The sequence below is a fragment of the Anoxybacillus sp. LAT27 genome, assembly GCF_022030075.1.
Classification (GTDB): domain Bacteria; phylum Bacillota; class Bacilli; order Bacillales; family Anoxybacillaceae; genus Anoxybacillus; species Anoxybacillus kestanbolensis.
Map to the genome: position 1 here is coordinate 1 of NZ_JAIWYK010000074.1, position 23,911 is coordinate 23,911.

A 23,911-nucleotide genomic window follows, 5' to 3' on the forward strand; every position below is an offset into this window, starting at 1 on the left:
TCTACTGTAAACACAGCTTGTTGTATCGTCAACATGCGATTCACCTCCTTGTCTATCAATATTCACATCATGGACAAGAAATACAAAAAATATTCAGCTCACTTTATGATGTGGCTGAATAGTTACCAACTTGCATAGTTCGTAAAATAATCATAAAAAAAAAAATGTATATGTCAATCCCTTTTTTAGAATAAATTGTATATAAAGAAACAAAAAAACCACCCTACGATAAAGGGTGGCTCACATGAGAAGAAACACGAATCGTTTGCTTTTTTGTTAATTCTTCATCAACGGTTAACAGCTCTTTTTTCTCCCAGCTGACGAAGTAATCTTCCCATAAGACGTGGCAACGATCGGCAGTCACTTCTAACACAATTCCTCTCGTTCCATCCGTATAGACGACGCAATCTCCGATGTGAAACATAGCGATCACCCTAAACGGAAGACGATGCCGTAGCCGCCGCGTGGATACTCCCACTGAATGTTTTCATACGGACAGCCAATGCGACAACTGCCGCACTCATGACAGCCTTCATAGCCAACATGCATGCGAATATCTTCCCATTTATAAACAGCTGCTGGACAAAAAATGGTACAAATTTTATCGGGGCATTTCGTTAAACAAATGTTGTCATCAAGCACGTGAAGATGCGATTTCGTATCCGCATTAAAGCGAACTAAATATTGCTTCTCTTCAATCGTTTGCGCCTTCATCATTTCATCACCTTCCATGCTTTCATCATATCGCGTGCCAGCTTAAACTTCTGTTTCGCCGAGCCGAGGTCACGCCAAATTTTTTTCTGTTTTTCCCATTTCGATGCGCCGTCGACGGTAAACATTTGGCTTGCGGCGCGGTTCATCATTGGGATATATTGCTCAAAATATTGTGGGAATCGCTCAAAATGATGCGTCGCATCTTTATATTTTTTCAAATCTTGCCCGATAAAGCTTTCCATCAGTTTCATCCGGTACTGGTCAAGCATGCTTTCGGAAAAGTCGTTTTGCTCTTTTGCCATGATAATGGTTTCTGCTGCTAGTCGGCCAGATGTCATCGCCATATTGGAACCTTCGCGATGAATCGCATTGACCAGTTGCGCTGCATCGCCAACGACAAGCACTCCGTGACCTGCGACTTTCGGAATGGAATGGTAGCCGCCTTCGGGGATTAAGTGAGCTAAATATTCAACAGGTTCACTCCCTTGAATGTATGGACGAATCATCGGATGATTTTTCACATACTCAAGTAGCTCATACGGCTTGATTTTATGTTTAATTAATCCGGATAAAAGCGTACCGACACCAATGCTAAGCGTATCTTTATTTGTATATAAAAATCCCGTTCCTAAAATCCCCTTTGTCGCATCGCCAAAAATCTCGATCGTACAGCCTTGGTTTGGCTCGAGATTAAAGCGATCTTCAATGATGTTTTTATCTAACTTTAAAATTTCCATCGTTGCCAAAGCGACTTCATCTGGCCGCCATTCGCGGTGGAAGCCAAGCTGTTTCGCTAAGAGCGAGTTGACGCCGTCCGCTAATACGACGACATCGGCATAAATGTCGCCATCTGGTCGGTCCGTCCGAACGCCAACCACGCGCCCGTTTTCGACGATGCATTCGACCGCTACGGTCTCACAAACGAGAAGCGCTCCTTGTTCGACTGCTTTTTCGGCAAACCATTGGTCAAATTTGGCACGCAATACGGTAAAGTTGTTGTACGGCTCACGTCCCCACTCTAATCCTTTGTAACTAAACGTCACCGCAGATTCTTTATCCATCATCATAAACCGCTGCTCGACGATTGGGCGTTCGAGCGGTGCTTCTTTATAAAACTCTGGAATAATATCTTCCATCATTTTGCGGTACAACACACCGCCCATGACGTTTTTCGCCCCTGGATATTCACCGCGCTCTAAAAGCAGCACGTTGACCCCTGCTTTTGCTAGTTCATACGCACAGGCTGTTCCAGCTGGACCTGCGCCAACGACGATACAGTCAAATTTTTCAGGCATGGCGAATCTCCTCCTTCACATCGGCAGCTGCTTTTACCTTCGGAATTTCTTCTTTGAACCGTTCGATTAATAGCGGAATGATTTCGAACGCATCGCCGACAATGCCGTAATGGCATGATTGGAAAATCGGTGCGTTCGGGTCTTTATTGATGGCGATAATGAGGTCGGAATTTTGCATGCCGACGACGTGCTGGATCGCGCCAGAAATGCCGATCGCAAAATAAATTTTTGGCGTCACCGTCACACCCGTTTGTCCGACTTGGTGATGATGGTCAATCCATCCTGCTTCGACGACATCACGGCTCGCCCCAACCGCACCGCCAAGCACTTCGGCTAGTTGATGAATGAGTTGGAACCCTTCTTTACTGCCCATGCCTTTTCCGCCAGCAACAACAATATCTGCTTCATCAATGCGCACTTTTTTTGTCGTTTCTCTGACAATCTCTAATACTTTCGTTCGCATTTCTTCTTCGTGTAATTCAATATGCTCCTCGACCACGCGGCCTGTTCGCGACGGATCTGGCGGTAGCGCTTTCATCACTTTTGGACGAACGGTCGCCATTTGCGGACGATATTTTTTACATAAAATCGTCGCCATAATGTTTCCGCCAAACGCAGGACGGCTCGCTAATAATAACCCGGTGTCTTCTTCAATATCGAGTATCGTCGTATCGGCTGTTAATCCTGTCGGTAAATCGGTGGCGTTGGCGCTTGCTAAATCTTTTCCAGATGGTGTTGCTCCATATAAAATAACTTCAGGTTTATGTTTATGACAGCAATCTAATAAGGCGCGCATATATGGTTCTGTTCGATAATGCTCAAAAATCGGATCGTCATACACATATACAACATCGGCACCGTATTGAAAAAGCGTTGGTGCAACTGTTTTTACACCGCTACCAATTAAAACACCGGCAAGTTCAGTTTTCCGTTTATCCGCAAGCACCCGTCCTGCTCCTAATAATTCTAATGATACAGGAGCAATTTGTCCGTCTTTCACTTCAACATATATCCATATCCCCCGATAATCATCGAAATTCATTGCTACTCCCCCTATGAAAAAAGCTCTTTTTTCTCAAGTAAAATAGATAAAAGTTCGTCCACTTGTTGTTCTTTTGTTCCTGTCAGTATTTTTCCGCCTTCTGGCTTGGGCGGCGCCCATACTTTGGATACAATCGTTGGAGATCCTTTTAGTCCTAGCTGTTTGCGGTCTACATTTTCTAAGTCGTCTGCTGTCCAAATGGTTGGTTGATATCGTGCGGCTTTAATCATGTTTGGCAATGGTGCAAAGGAGATGTCATTGATGTCTTTTTCTACGGTAAATAAGCAAGGTAACTGCGATTTCACTACTTCATAACCATCTTCTAATTTGCGATGAACGATCGCATACCCTTTTTCTTTGTTAATTTCAACGACTTTTTTCACGCCAGTAAGAGGAGGGATGTTTAAACGTCGTGCAATGCCAGGTCCTACTTGCCCTGTATCCCCGTCAATCGTCATTTTTCCGCAAATGATAAGGTCAATCGGGCGCTGTTTAGCGATTTTTTCAAGCGCTTTTGTAAGTGCGTAACTTGTCGCAAGCGTGTCAGCTCCGGCAAATGCTCGGTCTGAAATCATATACCCTTCATCTGCTCCAAGCTCTATACATTTTTTAATCGCTTTTACTGCTGGTGGAGGACCCATCGTTAAAACCGATACAGTACCACCGTATTTCTTTTTCAACCGTACAGCTTCTTCAACCGCATGCGCATCATACGGGTTTAAAATCGCTGGAGCACTTGCACGGTCCATCGTATTCGTTTTCGGATTCATTTTAATAATTTTTGTATCTGGCACTTGCTTAATACAGGCTACAATATGTAGCATATGTTCACCTCCAAATCTATTCGATGTATACATATTTTAGCATAATGAACAAATCACTCGTCATAACAATCAGAAAATTTACCGTTTTGTTCACAATTTTAATGCATAGTCGCGCGAATAACGACACCACGGCGAATCATTTCTTCAATATAGCGATCACCCGGTACAATTTGTTCGGGCGGATACGCCCCACGCTTTTGAATCGTTCCGTCACCAATCATTTGTGCAACGACAGAAACGGTATATGCGGTAGAACGTGCCATCGCTGTCACATTTTTTTGGCGATCTTTATGTGTTACCATTTCATATTCGTACGTTCTTTCTTTTCCATCCTTTTCTCCCGCTACAATGACACGTAATAACACAACATCGTCCTTTTCTTTTAACTCTAAAAGAGGAGTTAGCACTTTTAACAAAACATCACGCGGCCGTACGGCTACCCCGTTGACTTCTACTTCATAGTCTCGACGCGTCAATTGTAAATCGACAAGAAGCTGAAATTTTTCCGCATGCCCCGGATAGCGAATAGTTTTATATTCCAAACATTTTACATTCGGATAAGAACGCGGCAATGTTGATGTTCCTCCGGATGTATGAAACGCTTCAAGCGGCCCGAAACGTTCAAAATAAATCGTTTCAATTTCAGATAAAGATGGGACTTGTTGTTTTTGCCCATCGCGAATAATAAACGAAGGATCAGTGTAATGATCGAGTAAGCCTTCAAGAGAAAAGACGTGATTGTATTCAAGTGGTGGCTCTGGACGAAGCGGAATGCCACCGACATATAATTTAATGGTATGAACGCGATCCAGTTGACTTGCTCCATATCCTGTTAAAATATTAATCATTCCTGGAGCAACACCTAAATCTGGAATTAATGTAACACCTGCTCGTTTTGCTTGTTCGTGTAAAGCAAGGACACGATCTGTCATATGTCCGATATGTCCACCTAAATCTACAGCGTGTACACCCGTTTCAATGGCCGCTTTCGCTACGTTTTCATTAAACGTGTAAAAGAGAGCATTAATGGCTACATCATGCCCATGCATCGCAGCCCGCAGTTCTTGATCATTTGTTGCATTTACTCGCTTCACTTTGATCTTTTCTGATGACAACGAACGTTGAACCGCTTTTGTTTTTTCTTCATCGACATCAGCGAGCGTCACCGATGATACCGTTTGTTGTTCAATTAAATCACGCACAGCTTCTTTTCCCATTAAACCCGCTCCAAGAACAATGACATTCATCGGCTAACCTCCTCACACATCAATTTGGGCGCGTTGTAATTTACCACTATAATCGACATAAATGCTTTTCCACTCCGTAAATACATCGAGTGCTGCGACACCGGAATCACGATGTCCGTTGCCTGTTCCTTTCGTTCCACCAAAAGGCAAATGAATTTCTGCCCCTGTCGTTCCTGCGTTCACGTATACAATTCCTGTATCGAAATCACGCATCGCTGTAAACGCTCGGTGAATATCGCGTGTAAAAATCGCACTCGAAAGTCCATAATCAACGCTGTTATTTACTTCAATCGCTTCCTCTAAACTGTGAACAGATATGATCGATGCGACTGGACCAAAAATTTCTTCTCTTGCAATGGTCATTGCTGGTGTGACGTTTGTAAACAATGTTGGGGCATAATAAAATCCGCCTTTGTATTGCTCATCTTGCAACATATACCCTCCTGCAAGCAGCGTGGCTCCTTCGTTTTTACCCATTTGAACGTAATAATCAATTTTTTGCAATGCCTCTTGATTAATGACTGGTCCGACTTTTACTCCTTCCTCTAGGCCGTTTCCAACCGTTAATGTGCTTATCGCTGCGAGTAACCGTTCTTCCAATTGTCGTTTCACACGTTCATGAACAATAATTCGACTGCATGCGGTACAACGTTGTCCAGACGTACCGAAAGCACTCCATATGATCGCTTCTACAGCAAGTGAAATGTCGGCATCGTCCATGACGATAATGGCGTTTTTCCCTCCCATTTCAAGCGATACTTTTTTCAACTGACGTCCGCACGTTTCAGCAATTCGTCTTCCGACTTCATTAGATCCTGTAAACGAAATAACTTTTATATCTGGATGTTTAACAAGCGCTTCACCAACAACAGAGCCACGCCCATGTACAACATTAAATACACCGTTTGGCAATCCGGCTTGCTCGAATATTTGCGCAAGTTGCTGTGCCATAATCGGTGTTTCAAGCGCAGGTTTCCAAACGACCGCATTGCCAGAAACGATCGCAGGGAATGATTTCCACGTAGCAATCGCAATCGGAAAGTTCCATGGAGTAATTAAGCCGACGACACCAATTGGCGCCCGAACGCTCATCGCAAATTTATTCGGTAACTCTGACGGAGTCGTATCTCCAAATAAGCGTCTTCCTTCTCCTGCCATGTAAAATGCCATATCGATTCCTTCTTGCACTTCACCACGCGCTTCTTCAATGACCTTTCCCATTTCCATCGTCAATAGGCGTGCGATTTGTTCTTTTCTCTCTTGCAACAACATGCCAACTTTATAAAGTACTTCAGCGCGTTTCGGCGCAGGGACGAGCGCCCATGCTTTTTGCGCTCGTTTTGCCGCCGATACCGCCTGTTCTACATCTTGTTCATTCGATACGGTCACTTCTCCGATACTTTGACCGTTCGCTGGGTTAATAATCGGAACAAATTGCTCGCTTACGGACGGCATCCATCGTCCATCGATATAGTTTAATACTTTCATTGTTTTCCTCCTCTCGCTTGTTCAATTGTTAAAAACGGAGATAATACGTGTGGATCCGTCATCACTTCAATGACAGTCGGCTTGTTATTTTGAAGTGCAGCGGTGAACGCATGTGAAAACTGTTTTTCTGCTTCTACACGCACACCGTCGGCCCCAAGGCTATGCGCTACGTTTGCGAATGATATATCGCTTAAGTCGGTCCCGATGACGCGGTTTGGATAACGAAGCTCTTGGTACATGCGAATCGTTCCGTACATTTGATTGTTAAACACAATACTAATGATTGGAATTTTGTAACGAACTGCCGTTTCGAGTTCTTGCATCGTCATCATAAACCCACCGTCTCCACTTAATGAAACGACCGAACGATGCGGATGAGCCAATTTTGCCCCAATAGCCGCAGGTAATCCATACCCCATCGCTCCTGACGTTGGCCCAATATATGTATGTTGCTGAAATCGAAAAAATGAATGGAGCCAACTTGCAAAATTTCCAGCATCGTTTGTAATGATCGACTCTGGAGGAAGAAGGTGTTGAAGGGTGTCGATGACAATCTCATTGATGTTCCGTTTCACAGGCGGTAGGGATGATGCTTGCTCGTACGCTTCCCGCCGTTTTTTTGTCCACGCCGTCCATGTTGGTTGAAGTTCAATAGCAAGTAGTCTCTTTAACGCCTCTTTCGCATCAGCAACAACACCGATATGGGGGGAGTATGTCACGCCGATCACATCATAATCAATATCGATATGAATGAGCTGTTGCGTTGATAATAGCTTATAATCTTGCGTCGTCACTTCTGACAAACGGGTGCCGATCGCTAACACCACATCTGCTTGTTCAACCGTTTCAATAACAGCTCGTTGTGTGCCTAAACCGAGATGACCAACGTAGAGTGGATGATCGTTTGGAAATACATCATGTCGACGAAAAGATGCCATGACAGGAAGCGACCATTTTTCAGCGAACAAACGGAGAACATCGGTAGCTTTTGAACGTATAACCCCTCCGCCAGCAATAATGACTGGACGGTTCGCTGACTGTAACAATTGCTCGATACGCTGGATGTCTTCTTGGCTTGGTGCTGGTTTTGGAACAATTGTTTTCGAAAAGATTACGTGATCCATCTGTTCATGAAGAATATCTTCCGGAAGCGAAACAACAACTGGACCAGGTCTTCCCGTTTGTGCAATTCGAAACGCCCTCGTTAGCAATTCTGGTAACCTTTTTGCGTCATCAATTTCTATCGCCCATTTCGCGAGCGGACGAAAAAACGCCTCAACATCTACCTCTTGAAATCCTTCACGTCCCCGAAATGTTCGCGCAACTTGTCCTAACAATACAACCATCGGTGTTGAATCTTGCTTGGCTGTATGAATACCGATAGCAGCGTTTGTAGCTCCTACTGCTCTTGTTGCCATCACAACACCAACTTTTCCGCTTGCCTTCGCATACCCTTCTGCCATGAAGGCAGCTCCACCTTCGTGGCGAGCGGAAATGAGCTGGATCGTCTTCTCAGAAAAAAGGGCATCAAGGATAGGTAAATAACTTTCCCCTGGTACACAAAAAACGTGACAAATGTCCTCACTTTTTAAACATTGAACGATCGCCTCTGCTGCATTCACTACAAGCCCTCCTTTCTTTTTGTATCATGTATACACAAATGAAATCGTTTTATGACCTTATAAAATAATAAAGAGGAGCGTATTGCCCCCCTACATCCGATGTACATGTTCTGTTTGTTCCATCGTTTTTTTCTTTATTCGCCCGATAAAAAATGCACCAATGACCCACCATCCAATAAATATGAGCCACTCATACGGCCAAACGAGCTGTGATGGCATGCCTGGCATGTATAACAAAATAAATCCAATCGACAACACAAGAGCAATCCAACCAACAGCTGATGATTGACCGACTTGAAACGGTCTTGGCATATTCGGTTCTTTTTTACGTAATGCAATAAATGACCAGGCAACAAGGAAATAGGCGATGATGATAGAAAAACCTCCCGCATCTACAAGCCAAACGAGCATTGGTCTGCCAAGTAGAGGAGCAAATGTGGCGAGCGTTCCAATGAATAAAACAGCGTTTGATGGTGTTTTGTATATTGGGTGAATATGGGCAAACCATTGTGGAAGAAATCTTTCTTGTGCCATCGCATAAAGCACGCGACTACCACCGATAATAAATGCGTTCCAACTTGTTAAAATACCAGCTAATCCCCCGATAATAAGCACTTTCGAAAAAAATGAACTGCCTAACGCAGCAGCCATCGCATCTGCTGTTGGGAGCGATGAGTTTGTTAACGCATCGTCTGGTAAAATGTAAGATACCGCAAACACAACGGCGACATAAAACAAAACAGCTAGAGCGACAGATAAAATAAGAATTTTTCCAATAGAACGTTGCGGGATTTTCATTTCCTCTGCTGTTTGAGGAATGACGTCAAAACCAACGAACATAAACGGCGTCATGACTAGTACAGCGAGCAAACCAGCTGAACCATCTTTAAATAATGGCTGTAAATTTGCTACTTCTCCGTTTACAAGCGAACCACCTAAAAGTGCCATGCCGACAAGAAAAATGACAAACGTTAATACAACTTGTAGAAAGGCGGCACTTTTTACGCCACGATAGTTAATCCACGTAATGATGATGGAACCGAGCATACCAATCATTACCCAGGAAGCGTTTACATCCCACCCGGCAATCGTCCAAAGATAACCAAATTTAAATGTTGGAAATAAATACTCAATGACGGTTGGAAGCGCAATGGCTTCAAATGCTACAACCGATAAATAACCAAGGGCTATTGCCCAAGCAGCGATAAACGAAGCTTTAGGACCGAGGGCACGTAAAACGAAATAATGTTCTCCTCCTACTTTCGGCATGGCTGATGATAACTCCGCATACGTTAAACCGACAAAAATCACGAGAATTCCCCCGATTAAAAAGGCGATGATCGCCCCCAGTGCACCCGCACTCGTGATCCACGTACCTGAGAGCACCACCCATCCCCAACCGATCATCGCACCAAATGCTAATAACAACACATCGAGTTTCGTTAGTACTTTATGAAACTGTTGATCCATTCCATATCCCCCTCTCACATATTTGGATGTGGTCGAATAGAAATCGTTTGATACGCTGTAAAAAACTCCATGGCCGCTTGCCCTTGTTCGCGCGTACCTGAACTTGATTGCTTCATCCCGCCAAAAGGTGCTTGTGGTTCTGCCCCACCTGTTTCACCGTTTACTTGCACCATGCCTGCTTCGATATGTTCAATAAAGTAAAGTGCTTTCGATAAGTTGTTTGTAAACAATGACGCACTTAAGCCATAAATGCTGTCGTTTGCCATTTCAATCGCTTCATCAATAGATGCAGCTTCTACAATCGACAACACAGGTCCAAAAATTTCTTCTCTTGCAATAATAGATTGATGGGAAACAGAATCAAATACAGTTGGCTCAATATACCAGCCTACATCATCGCTCGCTCCCCCTCCAATAAGCAGTCGTCCTTCTTGTTTTCCAATATGGATATAGCGCTGAACGGTTTCAAATTGTCCTTTCGATACAACCGGCCCCATCGTCACTTGTTCATCCATTCCATTGCCGACACGAATGCGCTTCACATGTTCAGTGACACGTTCTCGAAATACGTCCATGACTTCTTTTTCAACGAATACACGACTCGTTGCTGTACAACGTTGCCCGGTTTGTTTCATCGCTCCTTCCACGACAAGTCGAGCAGCAAAATCGACATCTGCATCGCTTAAAACGATCGCTGGATTTTTCCCACCGAGCTCAAGTTGATATTTCGCTCCACGTGCTGCTGCTTTTTTCGCAATTTCACTGCCAATTACATTCGAGCCGGTAAACGTAATCGCATCCACCTCATTATGCTCAACAATAGCATCACCAATGGAACTGCCTCGACCAACAATCAAGTTTAAAACACCTGGAGGTAGCCCCGCTTCTGCAAACAATTCAACGATGCGCGCACCCGTAGCACTTGCTTCTAGTGCAGGCTTAAATACAACTGTATTTCCATAAACGAGGGCAGGGGCAATTTTCCATATTGGAATAGCAAGTGGAAAATTCCACGGAGCAATGACTGCCACGACACCAACAGGAACGCGCTTTGTAAAAAATAAGTTTTTGGCATCAAACGACGGTAGTACTTCACCAATTTTTCGCAATCCTTCGCCCGCATAGTAACGTAAAATGGCTGCGCTACGATGTACCTCCCCTTTCGTTTCAGCAAAACGTTTCCCCATTTCCTTCGTAGCCAATTCTGCCAACTCATCCGCATATTTCTCAAATAAATAAGCTACTTTTTGTAAATACGCACCACGTTCTGAGGCGGCCGTTTGTGCCCATTTTTTCTTTGCTTTCACCGCCGCAAACACCGCCTCATCTACATCATGAACAGATGAACCAGCAACGACCACGACAAGTTCTTTTTGATCGGCTGGGTTGTAACGTTCAATCGTTTCATGTTTCCCTTGGATCCACTCGCCACCAATATAATTTTTTACTTCACGCATCATTCCACCACCTTTTGTTGTACTTCTGCTAGTAAGTCACGCAAAACTGAAAATCCGCGCTCTAGTTGTTCATCGGTCATCACAAGTGGCGGTAAAAAGCGAACAACGTTACTATACAATCCAGCACTTAAAAAAATTGCCCCGCGCTTCCACGCTTGAGAAACAATATATGCAGTTTGTTCTTTCGCCGGCGTTTTTTGATTGCGATCTGTCACAAGCTCAATCGCGCACATCGCTCCGAGCCCACGTACGTCACCGATAATGTCAAACTGTTGCTTCATTTCCGTTAAAAGCGCCATCATTTTTTCACCTAAACGACGCGCACGCACAACTAATTGTTCTTCTTCGATCACATCTAAAACAGCCAACGCAGCTGCACATGCAAGCGGACTTCCTGAGAACGTACCGCCAAGCTGACCGACTTCTGGTGCATCCATCATTTCGCGTCGACCGACGACTGCACTAATTGGCACCCCCGCTCCCATCGACTTTGATAACGTCATCAAATCAGGCGCTACACCAAAGTGCTCCATCGCAAACAAGCGTCCTGTTCGGGCAAAACCTGTTTGAATTTCATCAGCAATCATGACGATGCCGTATTCATCACAAATGCGACGAATCGCTTGCATAAATTTCGCCGACGGAACGACAAATCCCCCTTCTCCTTGTACTGGTTCAATTATGATTGCTGCTACGTGATCAGGGGCTACTTCCGCAACGAAAAACTGTTTCAATGATTCAATGAGTTGGTTATCTACTTCATCTATAGTTTGCTCGTTTGCACGGTAATAGTATGGATACGGAAATTTATACACTTCAGGAGCAAACGGACCAAATCCTTTTTTATATGGCATGACTTTGCTTGTCAGCGACATCGTCAATAACGTTCGACCGTGATACCCCCCTGTAAACGACACAATCGCAGGACGACCGGTGTACTTTCTTGCAATTTTCACCGCATTTTCAACTGCTTCTGCGCCACTATTTAAAAAGATCGTTTTTTTCGGAAAATCACCCGGTGTTAACTCATTTAATTTTTCTGCTAATAACACATACGATTCATAAGGTGTCACATGAAAACAAGGATGAATAAATGTTGCTGCTTGTTGCTGAATGGCAGCGACGACTTTCGGATGACAGTGTCCAACGTTTTGTACACCAATTCCTCCGGCAAAGTCGATATATTCGCGATCATTTATATCTCGAATGATCGCTCCTTTTGCTTCTTTAATAAAAATTTCTGTCACGTTGTACGGCGCTCTTGCAACCGCTTCTTTTCTTCGTTCCATCCAATTCGACATCATCTCTCCTCCTTCGACAAATAAAAAGCCAGTTTAATCATCGTGATGGCACAATGACTAAACTGGCTGGTGCTTATGCGTTGCTCGCCGATCAGACGAGTAAAATAAGCTCCACAGTTTTTGCTTATTTGCTTTTATTTTAAGACAATCTTTTTTATTTTGTCAAACTATTTTTAAAATAAAAAATATTTACAAAAATAATGTGTTGTTTTATACTAAAAGTAGCTACCCCACTAAACAACGAATCGTTTGGCTTCGGGTAGCAACGTAACGACTTCTTAAAGAACTGTTCCGATTCGACCGACTTTCTTTTCGAAAGGCACGCTCGGATCGTTTATGCCAGTTCCTTTCCTGTACGTTTGAGGGAGGGACTGGCTTTTTTATTACAAAAATATGGAGGTGAACAGATGGCGGGAGCTTTAGATGGCATTCAAGTGATTGATTTAACACGCGTTCTTGCCGGTCCATATGCCACGATGATTTTAGGTGATCTCGGGGCGGATGTTATTAAAATCGAAGCACCTGGTGGATCGGATGATACACGATTTTGGGGACCACCGTTTCAAAACGGCATGAGCGCTTACTATGCGGCAGTCAATCGAAATAAGCGAAGCATAACTGTCAACTTAAAAGAAGAAAGTGGAAAAGAAACAATTCGTCAACTCATTAAAACAGCCGATGTCATTATACACAATTTTAAAACCGGAACGATGGAACGGCTCGGGCTTGGATATGATGATCTTTCTGCCATCAATCCGAAACTCATTTACTGCTCCATTACCGGATTTGGTGAAACGGGACCGTATCGCCATTTAGCTGGCTACGATTATATTATTCAAGCGATGAGTGGTTGGATGAGTATTAACGGTACAGAACAATCTGGGCCATTAAAAGTCGGTGTCGCTGTCACAGATATTTTTACAGGTTTATATGCCGCCATTGCCGTGCAAGCAGCGCTCATCGCTCGAGAAAAAACAGGAAGCGGTCAAAAAATTGATTTAAGTTTATTTGACTGTGCCATTAGCGCCCTTGTGAACGTCGCTTCAAATTATTTAATATCTGGCGAAGTGCCAAAACCGTTGGGAAACGATCATCCGAACATCGTTCCATATTCAACGTATGAAGCAAGCGATGGTTTGTTTGTTGTTGCTGTCGGAAACGACCGACAATTTCAAGCACTATGTGAACTATTAGAAGATCAAACGATCGGTGAGGATGAACGGTTTCAAACAAATGCCGGTCGAGTCACCTATCGTCATGAACTCAATCAACGACTAAACGATGAATTAAAAAAGAAATCGCGTGCAGAATGGCAACGATTATTTGAACAAAAAGGCATTCCTTGTGGTCCTGTGCATACGCTCGATCAAGTATTTCAGCATCCACAAACGCTCGCACGAAATATGATTATTCGCATGGATCACCCAGACGTCGGTGAGTTAAAACTTGTCGGAACACCGCTAAAGTTTTCACATACACCGGTCACATATCGATTGGCACCACCGCTCGCAGGAGAACACAACTACTTATTTGAAGGAGGAAATAAACATGATGAACTTTGATTTTACGCAAGAACAAGACATGTTGCGACAAACGGTAAGAAAATTTGTTGATAAAGAAATTTTACCTCATATTAAAGAATGGGATGAACGAGGCTATTTTGATCCAAACATTTTGAAGCGCTTAGCGAAATTAAATTTAATGGGTGTATGTATTCCAGAACAATACGGCGGAATGGGAATGGATTATAATTCATTAGCTATTGTTTGTGAAGAATTAGAACGTGGGGATACAGCATTTCGCACCGCTGTTTCTGTCCATATCGGCCTAAATAGCTTAACACTGCTTCAGTGGGGAACAGAGGAACAAAAGCAAAAATATCTCGTGCCACAAGCAAAGGGAGAAAAAATTGGCGCATTCGGATTAACCGAGCCAAACGCTGGTTCAGATGTTGCAGCGATTTCGACAACAGCTGTACGTGATGGAGATGACTACATTTTAAACGGACAAAAAACGTGGATTTCTCTTTGTGACATCGCTGACCACTTCATTGTTTTTGCTTACACAGATAAATCGAAAAAACATCGTGGCATTTCTGCTTTTATTGTTGAACGGACGATGCCTGGTTTTTCATCACGTGCCATTAAAGGAAAGCTTGGCATTCGCGCAGGCAATACAGGCGAACTATTTTTTGATAACGTGCGCGTCCCGAAAGAAAATTTACTTGGAGAAGAAGGAGAAGGATTTAAAATTGCGATGTCCGCACTCGATAACGGACGGTTTACTGTTGCTGCTGGAGCATGCGGTTTAATTATGGCTTGCTTAGAAGCAAGCGTGAAATATTGTCACGAACGAAAAACGTTCGGAAAAGAAATCGGTCGTCATCAACTTGTACAACAAATGATCGCAAATATGGAGGCAGGCTTACAAATGAGCCGCTTGCTCGTATATAAAGCCGGCTTTTTAAAAAATAAAGGAAGACGAAATACACGTGAAACATCGCTAGCGAAATGGATGGCATGCGACTTTGCCAACAAAGCGGCTGATGATGCCGTACAAATTCACGGGGCATACGGTTATTCAAATGAATATCCAGTCGAGCGATATTTACGTAACTCTAAAGCCCCAGTTATTTACGAAGGAACGCGTGAAATTCATACAATTATGCAAGCGGAGTACGTCCTTGGCTATCGTCAAGACAAACCGCTCCGAAAAATGCTCCCATCTTGGGAAGAAAAATAGAAGGTGGCTCGTGTCACCTTCTATTTTTCTGCATGCATTTTTTCTTCGAGTTTACAATATTGTTTATACAAATCTTTTAATGCTGCACATAAAGCTTGATTTGCCTTTCCTAAATATCCTTCATGTAATTGAGCAAGCGGTTCGTCAATTCCATCTTTTAATGAATGCCCTTTTAACAACCGTGCCACATAATCACGACCGTGCTCTGTTGCTAACGTACAAGAAGCATCAACGATGACGCCGTACTTTTTATCTACTTCTGCCGTAATCGTCAACGTATCAAATACGCTTTTTGCCGCCATTCCTGAAGGCAATCGCGCATGACCGGCAATAAATTGCGTATTCATCTCCCTCACTCCCATTATCGCTTCACTTCTTTCATTATAACGGAAGCTTGTTTTGGATTTACGAACAACCTTTCGACAATTTTTTTAAATTTTCATAATTCCGCCGGTACTTGCCGATGTGACAAGTTTTGAATAGCGAGCTAAATAACCTGTCTTCACTTTTGGTTCGAAACCTTTCCAGTTTGCTTTTCGTTTTTCCCATTCCTCTTCTGGAACGTGAACATCAATCGTTCGTTTCACAACGTCAATAACAATATGGTCCCCATTTTGCACAAAAGCGATCGGCCCCCCTTCAGCTGCCTCTGGCGATACGTGTCCGATCGATAAGCCGCGAGAAGCACCGGAGAAACGACCGTCTGTAATGAGCGCTACTTTCGTACCCAATCCCATTCCAACAATTTGCGATGTCGGGGCTAACATTTCTGGCATACCTGGTCCACCTTTTGGTCCTTCGTAACGAATGATGACGACATGGCCAGGTTGTACTTTTCCTGCTGCAATGCCTTCAAGCGCTTCTTCTTGAGAATCAAATACGATCGCGGGTCCTTCATGGCGTGTAATGCCACCTTGAATGCCACCTGTTTTAATAATGGCACCATCTGGCGCTAAATTACCGAACAGTACAGCCAGTCCACCTGTTTCTGAGTACGGATTGTCAATTGGACGAATGACTTCATAGTTTTTTACTTCGCATCCTGCAATGTTTTCACCAAGTGTTTTGCCTGACACTGTCAATGCATCTAAATGAAGGGTGCCTTCTTTTTTCGACAGTTCGTGCAATACTGCAGATACGCCACCCGCTTCGTGCAAATCTTCAATATGCATATCTGATGCTGGTGCCAATTTTGCTAGATGCGGCACGCGAGATGCGACCTCGTTAATGCGCTCAAGCGGATAGTTAATGCCTGCTTCATTCGCAATCGCTAACGTATGTAGTACTGTATTTGTTGAACCACCAAGCGCCATATCAAGTGCGAATGCATTGTCAATTGCTTTTTCGGTGACGATGTCGCGCGGTTTAATATCATGCTCGATTAAATACATTAACTGCTGAGCTGAACGTCGTACAAATTCTTTTCGTGCCGGATCAATCGCTAAAATCGTACCGTTACCCGGAAGAGCTAAGCCAAGCGCTTCGGCTAAACAGTTCATCGAATTTGCTGTAAACATTCCTGAACAAGAACCGCATGTCGGGCAACCGTACTGCTCAAGCTCTTGTAGTCCTTTTTCGTCGATTTTCCCTGCCTGATATGCACCAACGCCTTCAAATACAGAGGAAAGCGAGATTTTTTTTCCATCGCTTGTGACACCCGCCTTCATCGGTCCGCCGCTAACAAAAATGGTTGGGATGTTTAAACGCATTGCTGCCATCATCATACCAGGGGTAATTTTATCGCAGTTTGGAATACATACCATGCCATCGAACCAGTGTGCAGAAACGACTGTTTCGACAGAGTCTGCTATAATTTCGCGGCTCGGCAATGAATAGCGCATACCAATATGTCCCATTGCAATGCCATCGTCTACTCCGATTGTATTCATTTCAAATGGTACTCCGCCTGCTTCTCGAATCGCTTCTTTGACAATTTTTCCAAACTCTTGTAAATGAACATGTCCTGGGATAATATCAATATACGAGTTGACAACCGCAATAAACGGTTTATTGAAATCTTCTTCTTTTACTCCTGCTGCGCGCAATAAACTACGATGTGGTGCGCGATCGAATCCTTTTTTAATCATATCGCTACGCAAAACAAATCCCTCCATCTTTTCTGAACTTGTTAAACATTGTAACACTTTTTAAAATAAAATGACAATTCTAAAAATAAAAAAATCCTTTGATCTACTAACGATTAGATCAAAGGATTCAACATGTTTATTTACTGATCACAGTCTGTTTTATCTTTATGTTTTTTTCGCTTTTGTTCATGAAAAAGCTGAATGAGATCGCTAACATCCTCTAGTTTAAATTGTAATAACATTTGGTTTTTAAGTACCGTCCTTAACGTCCGCTCTACTGAACGGTTCACTTTCAGCAAATCGTGAAGCGATTGCGCTTTCGTCCCACTTGCGCTTGTCGTCAACGTCCCTAATACTGCTTGTAACTTTTCTGCTTCTGCATTCATAATATGAGCCAAACTCAGCTCTTCTAACGCAATTGATGCAAGCAATAACGACAGCACATCTTCCTCATCTAAGTCAATATCTGGCTTAATATTCGGGATGTTTGGGAAAGACAAGCAGATCATCTCCTTTTTTCATGATACCTCAATATATGCACAGAAAAAGGAGATGATTCATTCACCTATCTTTCTATTAAAAAATCGTTTACTGCTTTCGCTGCTTCTCGTCCTTCGTGAATCGCCCAAACAACGAGGCTTTGTCCTCGTCTTGCATCGCCTGCTACAAATACCCCTTCGACGTTCGTTTTATATTCTGTCGCTTTCACTTTTTTGTTTACTGTTTCTATTCCGAATTGCTGTAAAATTGGCTGATCAGGTCCTTCAAAGCCGATGGCAATCAACACAAGATCACACGGCCATACTTTTTCTGTGCCAGGAATTTCTTTGAATACAACATGCCCATGCTCATCTACAGTTTTCTCCATTTGAATCGTATGCAATTCTTTCACTTTTCCGTTTTTATCGCCGACGATCTTTTTCGTTTGAATACAATATTGACGTGGATCGGTGCCAAACTTCGCTTCCGCTTCTTCGTATGCATAGTCGATCGTAAAAACGAGCGGATATTGCGGCCACGGGTTATCGTCCGTACGCTCTTTAGGCAATGCAGGATGTTTGCCAAACTGCACGACGCTTTTACATTGTTGACGAAGTGCCGTTGCTACGCAGTCTGCCCCCGTATCGCCCCCGCCAATAACGATGACGTGTTTATGTTTTGCGTCAATAAACGTTTCATCTTTTTCACCATTCAACAACCATTTTGTTGTTACGGTCAAGTAATCCATTGCTAAATGAACACCATCTAGTTCGCGTCCTTCTAAAACAAGATCACGTTGTTTTTGTGCTCCGATACAAAGCACAATTGCATCATATTGTTTTTGTAGTTCGTGGACGGTAATATGCTTGCCTACTTCTGTATTTGTAAGAAACGTAATTCCTTCTTCTTCAAGTAAACGCGCACGTCGTTCAACGACATCTTTTCCAAGTTTCATATTTGGAATGCCATACGTTAACAAACCGCCTACGCGATCCGCACGCTCATACACAGTCACAAAATGACCCGCTTGATTTAATTCATCTGCACACGCTAAGCCGGCAGGTCCTGATCCGATGACAGCCACTTTTTTTCCTGTTCGCTTTTTTGGGATACGTGGTTGAACCCAGCCTTCTTGGAACGCTCGATCGATAATCGCTCGTTCAATGCCTTTAATCGCAACTGCTTGATCAGAAATAGCTACGGTGCACGATCCTTCACAAGGTGCTGGACAAACACGCCCTGTAAATTCTGGAAAGTTATTCGTTTTTACTAACCGTTCAAACGCTTCTTTCCAACGTCCACGGTACACAAGATCGTTCCATTCTGGAATAAGGTTATGAATCGGACAACCAGACGTTAAGCCGTTTAGCTCCATACCCATATGGCAAAACGGTGTACCGCAGTCCATACATCGCGCCCCTTGTCTAACTAACATATCTGTTGAAAATGGGTCTGTATATTCTTTCCAATCATACAAACGGGAAAGAGGATCACGCTTTTTCTCTTCTTCCCGTACGTATTCCATAAATCCTGTCGCTTTCCCCATGTTTCTCCCCCTTTCTTCGTCAAAAGCGATCGCTTATTTCACGATCGCTTCAATCGTTTTTCCTGCTGCAACATCTTTTTTGTTTACGACCGTATTAAACGCTTCAAATACCGCTTCGTCATGTGACATACCGCTTCGCTTCATCGCTTCAATTGTCCCAATCATAAGTTTGTAGTTTTTCGGAATCACTTTGACAACGTTTCTTACAACACGATCCCAGTTGGCAAGTATATACGCTGCTTTTGGGCTTTCCGTATATTCGTAATGTTTCATAATCATTTGTTGTACATCTTGAATTTCTCCTTTATCTACTAGTGATTCAAATAAAACAAGTTCACGGTTGGCACGTTTTTGCCACGTATTATCATCAGCAAGTACGTACGCAATCCCACCGGACATGCCCGCAGCAAAATTTTTTCCAACAGAGCCGAGGATAACAACACGTCCTCCTGTCATATACTCACAGCCGTGATCACCAACTCCTTCAACAACCGCATGAACGCCACTATTTCGGACGCAAAAACGCTCCCCAGCACGACCACGAATATACGCTTCTCCACTTGTCGCACCGTAAAATGCAACATTTCCAATAATGACTTGATCACTGCACGCAAACGAAGCTTCGTGTGGTGGACGAACGATCACTTTTCCACCTGATAAACCTTTGCCAACATAGTCGTTCGCATCACCGACTAATGTCATCGTCATTCCTTTTGGCACGAACGCTGCGAAGCTTTGCCCCGCTGAGCCTTGAAAATATAGTTGAATCGTATCTTCTGGAAGACCTTCTTCACCAAATCGTTTTGATACTTCGCTACCTACTATCGTGCCGACTGTTCGCTGTACGTTGTTAATGCGTACGTGCAATTGCACAGGCTTTTTCTCCTCTATTGCTTGCTGGACAGCTGGCAAAATCGTTTGGTAATCAAGCGTTTGTTCGAGACGGTGATCGTGCGGTTTAGAAAACGTGCGCGATCCTTCCACTTGATGCAACAAACGTGACAACTTAAGATGTTTCGCTTTCCAATGTCGTTTTGCCCGTTCACTTATTTTTAATACGTCCACGCGTCCGACCATTTCCTCGATCGTACGGAAACCAAGTTGCGCCATGATTTCACGTACCTCTTGGGCAATAAAATACATGAAATTAACGATATGTTCTGGCTTTCCAGTAAATTTTGCCCGCAATTTTGGATTTTGTGTTGCAACACCGACCGGACATGTGTCTAAATGACAAACGCGCATCATCACGCAACCTAAAACGATAAGTGGAGCGGTCGCAAAACCAAATTCCTCAGCGCCAAATAACGCCGCCATGACGACATCGCGACCAGTCATCAATTTTCCGTCTGTTTCTAATACAACGCGATCACGCAACCCATTTAACATAAGCGTTTGATGCGTTTCAGCTAAACCAAGTTCCCACGGAAGCCCCGCATGTTTAATGCTTGTTTTTGGTGAAGCACCTGTCCCTCCGTCATATCCGCTAATGACGATCACATCTGCCCCGCCTTTAGCCACACCTGCAGCGATCGTGCCAACACCAGATTTTGCAACGAGTTTTACACTAATGCGCGCATTGCGATTTGCATTTTTCAAATCATAAATAAGCTGTGCTAAATCTTCAATGGAATAAATGTCATGATGCGGTGGTGGCGAAATAAGTTCCACACCTGGCGTAGACCCACGCACTTTTCCGATCCACGGATATACTTTATTCGCAGGCAGTTGACCACCTTCTCCAGGCTTTGCTCCTTGCGCCATTTTAATTTGTAGCTCATCGGCATGAACTAAATAATGGCTTTTCACTCCGAAACGGCCAGATGCGATTTGCTTAATTGCACTGCGACGGAAATCGCCATTTTCATCTCTTGTATAGCGACTAGGATCTTCACCACCTTCTCCACTATTGCTTTTTCCACCGATGCGATTCATCGCAATCGCAAGCGCTTCATGTGCTTCTTGGCTCAATGAACCGTACGACATCGCCCCCGTTTTAAAGCGACGAACAATCGCCTCTATCGGTTCAACTTCTTCAATCGGAATAGGTGTACGTGTGTCGTCAAACTCAAATAAATTACGTAAAAATGTAAACTGCTCTTCATTCGCCATCGCAGAATATTGTTTAAACAGCGCATAGTCATTTTTTCGACATGCCCATTGTAACGTATGAATCGTTTTCGGATTAAACGCATGATGTTCCCCGTTTTTCCGCCATTGCAATTCACTTCCAGAATCTAATGTTTCATCATAAGACGTGAAAAACGCTTGCATATGGCGCATTTTTGCTTCTTGGGCAATTTCATTCAAACCGATTCCGCCAATTTGCGACGCTGTTCCAGTGAAATATTGATCGATAACATCATCCCCGATACCGATCGCTTCAAAAATTTGCGCGCCACGATAACTTTGCACGGTTGAAATACCCATTTTTGACATCACTTTCACAACGCCATCTGTCGCCGCTTTTTTATATGTTTCGACTGCCTTTTCGTATGTCGAATGAAGCACTCCTTTTTCAATCGCTTCTCGAATGGTCGCAAATGCCAAATACGGATTGACCGCATCCGCTCCATATCCGATTAACGCTGCGAAATGATGCACCTCACGCGCTTCTCCACTTTCCACAATTAAACTGACTTTCGTACGTGTCCCTTTTCGAACAAGATGTTGATGTACCGCGCTAACCGCAAGAAGCGTCGGAATGGCTACACGTTGCTCGTTTATGCAACGGTCAGATAAAATAAGTAACGTTGCACCAGAAGCAATCGCTTCGTCCGCCGCTTGACATAATTCATCTAACGCTTCTTTTAAGTTATGTGTAAAAACCGTTGACAATGTCACACTAGCAAATTCACGATACGGACTCATTCGAATGGCGTTTAATTGTTTGTTCGTGATTATTGGTGACTCTAATCGAATGCGACGAGCACAAGATGCATCCGGATTCAACAAATCTCCTTCTTTTCCAAGCAACGTCACTGTTGATGTGACGATGTATTCACGAATCGCATCAATCGGTGGATTTGTTACTTGTGCAAATAGTTGCTTAAAATAATTGAATAAACTTTGCGGTCGATCTGATAAGACGGCTAAAGGTGTATCGTTTCCCATCGCCCCTGTTGGATCTTTTCCTTCCGTTGCCATCGGAATGATTGTTTTTTCCACGTCTTCATACGTATATCCAAACGCTTTTTGCCACGTCAAAAGGTTGTTAAACGGTTGTTCCTGCTCATCTTCGGCACATTCGTCAATAGAAATCATTCGTTCATTCACCCATTGACGATATGGTCGTTCATTGGCAATTTGTTTTTTTATTTCTTCATCAGAAACGATGCGTCCTTGTTCAAAATCAATAAAAAGCATTTTTCCAGGACTTAATCGTTCTTTGTATAAAATATTGTTCGGCTCTACATCGATCACACCTACTTCTGATGAAAAAATAATATAGTCGTCTTTTGTCACATAGTAACGTGCTGGACGAAGGCCGTTGCGATCTAAAATCCCTCCAATTTGTTTTCCATTCGTGAACACGATGGCCGTTGGTCCGTCCCACGGCTCCATAAGACAACTATAATATTCATAAAACGCTTTTTTATCATCATCCATCTCTTCATCCCAATACCATGGCTCTGGAATGAGCATCATTGCCGTTTCAGCGAGCGACCTTCCAGCTAGCACAAAAAACTCAAACGCATTATCAAGCATGGAAGAATCGCTTCCGTTCGTATCTAAAATCGGAAGTACTTTTTGTAAATCATCACCAAACATAGGCGATGAAAATTGTTTTTCTCGCGCCATCATCCAATGAATATTGCCTCGTAGCGTATTAATTTCCCCATTATGAATTAAATAACGATTCGGATGTGCCCTCTCCCAGCTCGGAAACGTGTTTGTGCTAAAACGCGAGTGAACGAGCGCAAACGCGGAGCGAAATCGTTCATCTTGTAAATCAATATAAAAAGCATCCAGTTGCTCAGGGGTGACTAGCCCTTTGTAAACGATCGTTCGACTGGATAAACTCGCAAAATAGTACTCATTGTTTTTTACTAACTTTTCTGCTCGTTTACGAATGACATATAACTTTCGCTCAAAATGTTGTTCATCTGTTATATCGTCGCTCGCTGCGATAAAAAGCTGACGAATAAACGGACGACTTTTTTTAGCCAATGTTCCGAGTTTTCCGACATTAACAGGTACATCTCGCCATCCGAGCAACGTTTGTCCTTCCTCGCAGATGATGTCATTGATTTTCTGTTCTAAAATGCCCCCCTTTTGTTCGTCATGCTCAAAAAAGAAGACCATCCCGACTCCGTAACGCCCTTTTGCAGGAAGTGAAAACGAACAAACGGATCGAAAATAATCATCAGGAATTTGCACCATGATTCCAGCACCGTCACCTGTTTGCGGGTCGCTCCCTTGACCTCCGCGATGCTCTAATTGACGCAACATATGAAGACCTTGCTTGACAATATGATGAGACGCTTCCCCTTTTAAGTGGGCGTATAACCCGATCCCACATGCATCATGTTCAAATTGTGGACAGTACAACCCTTGCGCCTTTGGTAGTCCTCTCATGTGAATCCCCCATTCCGT

At 43.4% G+C, this 23,911-nt stretch carries 18 protein-coding genes; 2 read left to right on the plus strand and 16 right to left on the minus strand.

Annotated elements, in window-relative coordinates; genetic code table 11:
* Positions 1 to 223: 223 nt before the first annotated feature.
* The 11 genes from LD028_RS07460 to gabT form a co-directional block, all read right to left on the minus strand.
* A complete protein-coding gene (locus tag LD028_RS07460) occupies positions 224 to 424 on the minus strand; it encodes a hypothetical protein (RefSeq protein WP_183242262.1) in 201 nt (66 codons plus the stop codon).
* Positions 425 to 429: 5 nt separating this feature from the next.
* Positions 430 to 732 carry a ferredoxin family protein gene (locus LD028_RS07465; protein WP_237810509.1) on the minus strand — a complete coding sequence of 101 codons (303 nt, stop codon included), beginning with the start codon at positions 730 to 732 and terminating at the stop codon, positions 430 to 432.
* Positions 714 to 2,009 carry an FAD-dependent oxidoreductase gene (locus tag LD028_RS07470; RefSeq protein WP_237810510.1) on the minus strand — a complete coding sequence of 432 codons (1,296 nt, stop codon included), beginning with the start codon at positions 2,007 to 2,009 and terminating at the stop codon, positions 714 to 716. The genes LD028_RS07465 and LD028_RS07470 overlap by 19 nt, the downstream gene beginning before the upstream one ends.
* Complete coding sequence (locus LD028_RS07475) at positions 2,002 to 3,051, minus strand: electron transfer flavoprotein subunit alpha/FixB family protein (protein WP_237810512.1); 1,050 nt, start codon at positions 3,049 to 3,051, stop codon at positions 2,002 to 2,004. Before LD028_RS07475 ends, LD028_RS07470 begins: the two co-directional genes overlap by 8 nt.
* An 11-nt stretch (positions 3,052 to 3,062) precedes the next feature.
* Complete coding sequence (locus tag LD028_RS07480; protein ID WP_237810514.1) at positions 3,063 to 3,875, minus strand: electron transfer flavoprotein subunit beta/FixA family protein; 813 nt, start codon at positions 3,873 to 3,875, stop codon at positions 3,063 to 3,065.
* Positions 3,876 to 3,973: 98 nt separating this feature from the next.
* Positions 3,974 to 5,122 carry a saccharopine dehydrogenase family protein gene (locus LD028_RS07485; RefSeq protein WP_237810516.1) on the minus strand — a complete coding sequence of 383 codons (1,149 nt, stop codon included), beginning with the start codon at positions 5,120 to 5,122 and terminating at the stop codon, positions 3,974 to 3,976.
* 12 nt (positions 5,123 to 5,134) lie between these two features.
* On the minus strand, positions 5,135 to 6,610 hold the full coding sequence (locus LD028_RS07490) for an aldehyde dehydrogenase family protein (protein ID WP_237810517.1): 1,476 nt from the start codon (positions 6,608 to 6,610) through the stop codon (positions 5,135 to 5,137).
* On the minus strand, positions 6,607 to 8,232 hold the full coding sequence (locus LD028_RS07495) for a thiamine pyrophosphate-binding protein (protein WP_237810518.1): 1,626 nt from the start codon (positions 8,230 to 8,232) through the stop codon (positions 6,607 to 6,609). Before LD028_RS07495 ends, LD028_RS07490 begins: the two co-directional genes overlap by 4 nt.
* 90 nt (positions 8,233 to 8,322) lie before the next feature.
* Positions 8,323 to 9,702: an APC family permease gene (locus tag LD028_RS07500; protein WP_237810519.1), complete on the minus strand. Its 1,380-nt coding sequence runs from the start codon at positions 9,700 to 9,702 to the stop codon at positions 8,323 to 8,325.
* Positions 9,703 to 9,716: 14 nt separating this feature from the next.
* Positions 9,717 to 11,159 carry an aldehyde dehydrogenase family protein gene (locus LD028_RS07505; protein WP_237810520.1) on the minus strand — a complete coding sequence of 481 codons (1,443 nt, stop codon included), beginning with the start codon at positions 11,157 to 11,159 and terminating at the stop codon, positions 9,717 to 9,719.
* The gene (gabT, locus tag LD028_RS07510) at positions 11,159 to 12,460 is read right to left on the minus strand and encodes a 4-aminobutyrate--2-oxoglutarate transaminase (RefSeq protein ID WP_237810521.1); all 1,302 of its coding nucleotides are present in this window, start codon (positions 12,458 to 12,460) and stop codon (positions 11,159 to 11,161) included. The genes LD028_RS07505 and gabT overlap by 1 nt, the downstream gene beginning before the upstream one ends.
* A 407-nt stretch (positions 12,461 to 12,867) precedes the next feature.
* Here gabT and LD028_RS07515 point away from each other — a divergent pair, with 407 nt between their 5' ends.
* Together LD028_RS07515 and LD028_RS07520 are read left to right on the plus strand one after the other, a co-directional pair.
* Complete coding sequence (locus LD028_RS07515) at positions 12,868 to 14,022, plus strand: CaiB/BaiF CoA transferase family protein (protein WP_237810522.1); 1,155 nt, start codon at positions 12,868 to 12,870, stop codon at positions 14,020 to 14,022.
* Positions 14,009 to 15,202, plus strand: coding sequence for an acyl-CoA dehydrogenase family protein (locus LD028_RS07520; protein WP_237810524.1), 1,194 nt, complete (start codon positions 14,009 to 14,011; stop codon positions 15,200 to 15,202). Before LD028_RS07515 ends, LD028_RS07520 begins: the two co-directional genes overlap by 14 nt.
* A gap of 20 nt (positions 15,203 to 15,222) precedes the next feature.
* Here the strand turns inward: LD028_RS07520 and LD028_RS07525 are convergent, their stop codons facing one another.
* The 5 genes from LD028_RS07525 to gltB all read right to left on the minus strand — a co-directional run bounded on the left by LD028_RS07525 (position 15,223) and on the right by gltB (position 23,893).
* Complete coding sequence (locus LD028_RS07525; protein WP_003395822.1) at positions 15,223 to 15,549, minus strand: DUF3870 domain-containing protein; 327 nt, start codon at positions 15,547 to 15,549, stop codon at positions 15,223 to 15,225.
* Positions 15,550 to 15,633: 84 nt separating this feature from the next.
* Positions 15,634 to 17,316, minus strand: coding sequence for a dihydroxy-acid dehydratase (ilvD, locus tag LD028_RS07530; protein WP_129000351.1), 1,683 nt, complete (start codon positions 17,314 to 17,316; stop codon positions 15,634 to 15,636).
* Between the two features lie 113 nt (positions 17,317 to 17,429).
* Positions 17,430 to 17,789, minus strand: coding sequence for an alpha-helical endospore appendage domain-containing protein (locus LD028_RS07535; RefSeq protein ID WP_006319723.1), 360 nt, complete (start codon positions 17,787 to 17,789; stop codon positions 17,430 to 17,432).
* Positions 17,790 to 17,854: 65 nt separating this feature from the next.
* On the minus strand, positions 17,855 to 19,315 hold the full coding sequence (locus tag LD028_RS07540; protein ID WP_237810526.1) for a glutamate synthase subunit beta: 1,461 nt from the start codon (positions 19,313 to 19,315) through the stop codon (positions 17,855 to 17,857).
* Between the two features lie 33 nt (positions 19,316 to 19,348).
* Positions 19,349 to 23,893, minus strand: a complete 4,545-nt coding sequence (gene gltB, locus LD028_RS07545; protein WP_237810527.1) for a glutamate synthase large subunit — start codon at positions 23,891 to 23,893, stop codon at positions 19,349 to 19,351.
* Between the last annotated feature and the right edge of the window lie 18 nt (positions 23,894 to 23,911).

Coding starts and splice junctions, on each gene's coding strand:
- LD028_RS07460 (WP_183242262.1), bottom strand. CDS start 424: ATGTTTCACATCGGAGATTGCGTCGTCTATACGGATGGAACGAGAGGA.
- LD028_RS07465 (WP_237810509.1), bottom strand. CDS start 732: ATGGAAGGTGATGAAATGATGAAGGCGCAAACGATTGAAGAGAAGCAA.
- LD028_RS07470 (WP_237810510.1), bottom strand. CDS start 2,009: ATGCCTGAAAAATTTGACTGTATCGTCGTTGGCGCAGGTCCAGCTGGA.
- LD028_RS07475 (WP_237810512.1), bottom strand. CDS start 3,051: ATGAATTTCGATGATTATCGGGGGATATGGATATATGTTGAAGTGAAA.
- LD028_RS07480 (WP_237810514.1), bottom strand. CDS start 3,875: ATGCTACATATTGTAGCCTGTATTAAGCAAGTGCCAGATACAAAAATT.
- LD028_RS07485 (WP_237810516.1), bottom strand. CDS start 5,122: ATGAATGTCATTGTTCTTGGAGCGGGTTTAATGGGAAAAGAAGCTGTG.
- LD028_RS07490 (WP_237810517.1), bottom strand. CDS start 6,610: ATGAAAGTATTAAACTATATCGATGGACGATGGATGCCGTCCGTAAGC.
- LD028_RS07500 (WP_237810519.1), bottom strand. CDS start 9,702: ATGGATCAACAGTTTCATAAAGTACTAACGAAACTCGATGTGTTGTTA.
- LD028_RS07505 (WP_237810520.1), bottom strand. CDS start 11,159: ATGCGTGAAGTAAAAAATTATATTGGTGGCGAGTGGATCCAAGGGAAA.
- gabT (WP_237810521.1), bottom strand. CDS start 12,460: ATGTCGAATTGGATGGAACGAAGAAAAGAAGCGGTTGCAAGAGCGCCG.
- LD028_RS07515 (WP_237810522.1), top strand. CDS start 12,868: ATGGCGGGAGCTTTAGATGGCATTCAAGTGATTGATTTAACACGCGTT.
- LD028_RS07520 (WP_237810524.1), top strand. CDS start 14,009: ATGATGAACTTTGATTTTACGCAAGAACAAGACATGTTGCGACAAACG.
- LD028_RS07525 (WP_003395822.1), bottom strand. CDS start 15,549: ATGAATACGCAATTTATTGCCGGTCATGCGCGATTGCCTTCAGGAATG.
- ilvD (WP_129000351.1), bottom strand. CDS start 17,316: ATGGAGGGATTTGTTTTGCGTAGCGATATGATTAAAAAAGGATTCGAT.
- LD028_RS07540 (WP_237810526.1), bottom strand. CDS start 19,315: ATGGGGAAAGCGACAGGATTTATGGAATACGTACGGGAAGAAGAGAAA.
- gltB (WP_237810527.1), bottom strand. CDS start 23,893: ATGAGAGGACTACCAAAGGCGCAAGGGTTGTACTGTCCACAATTTGAA.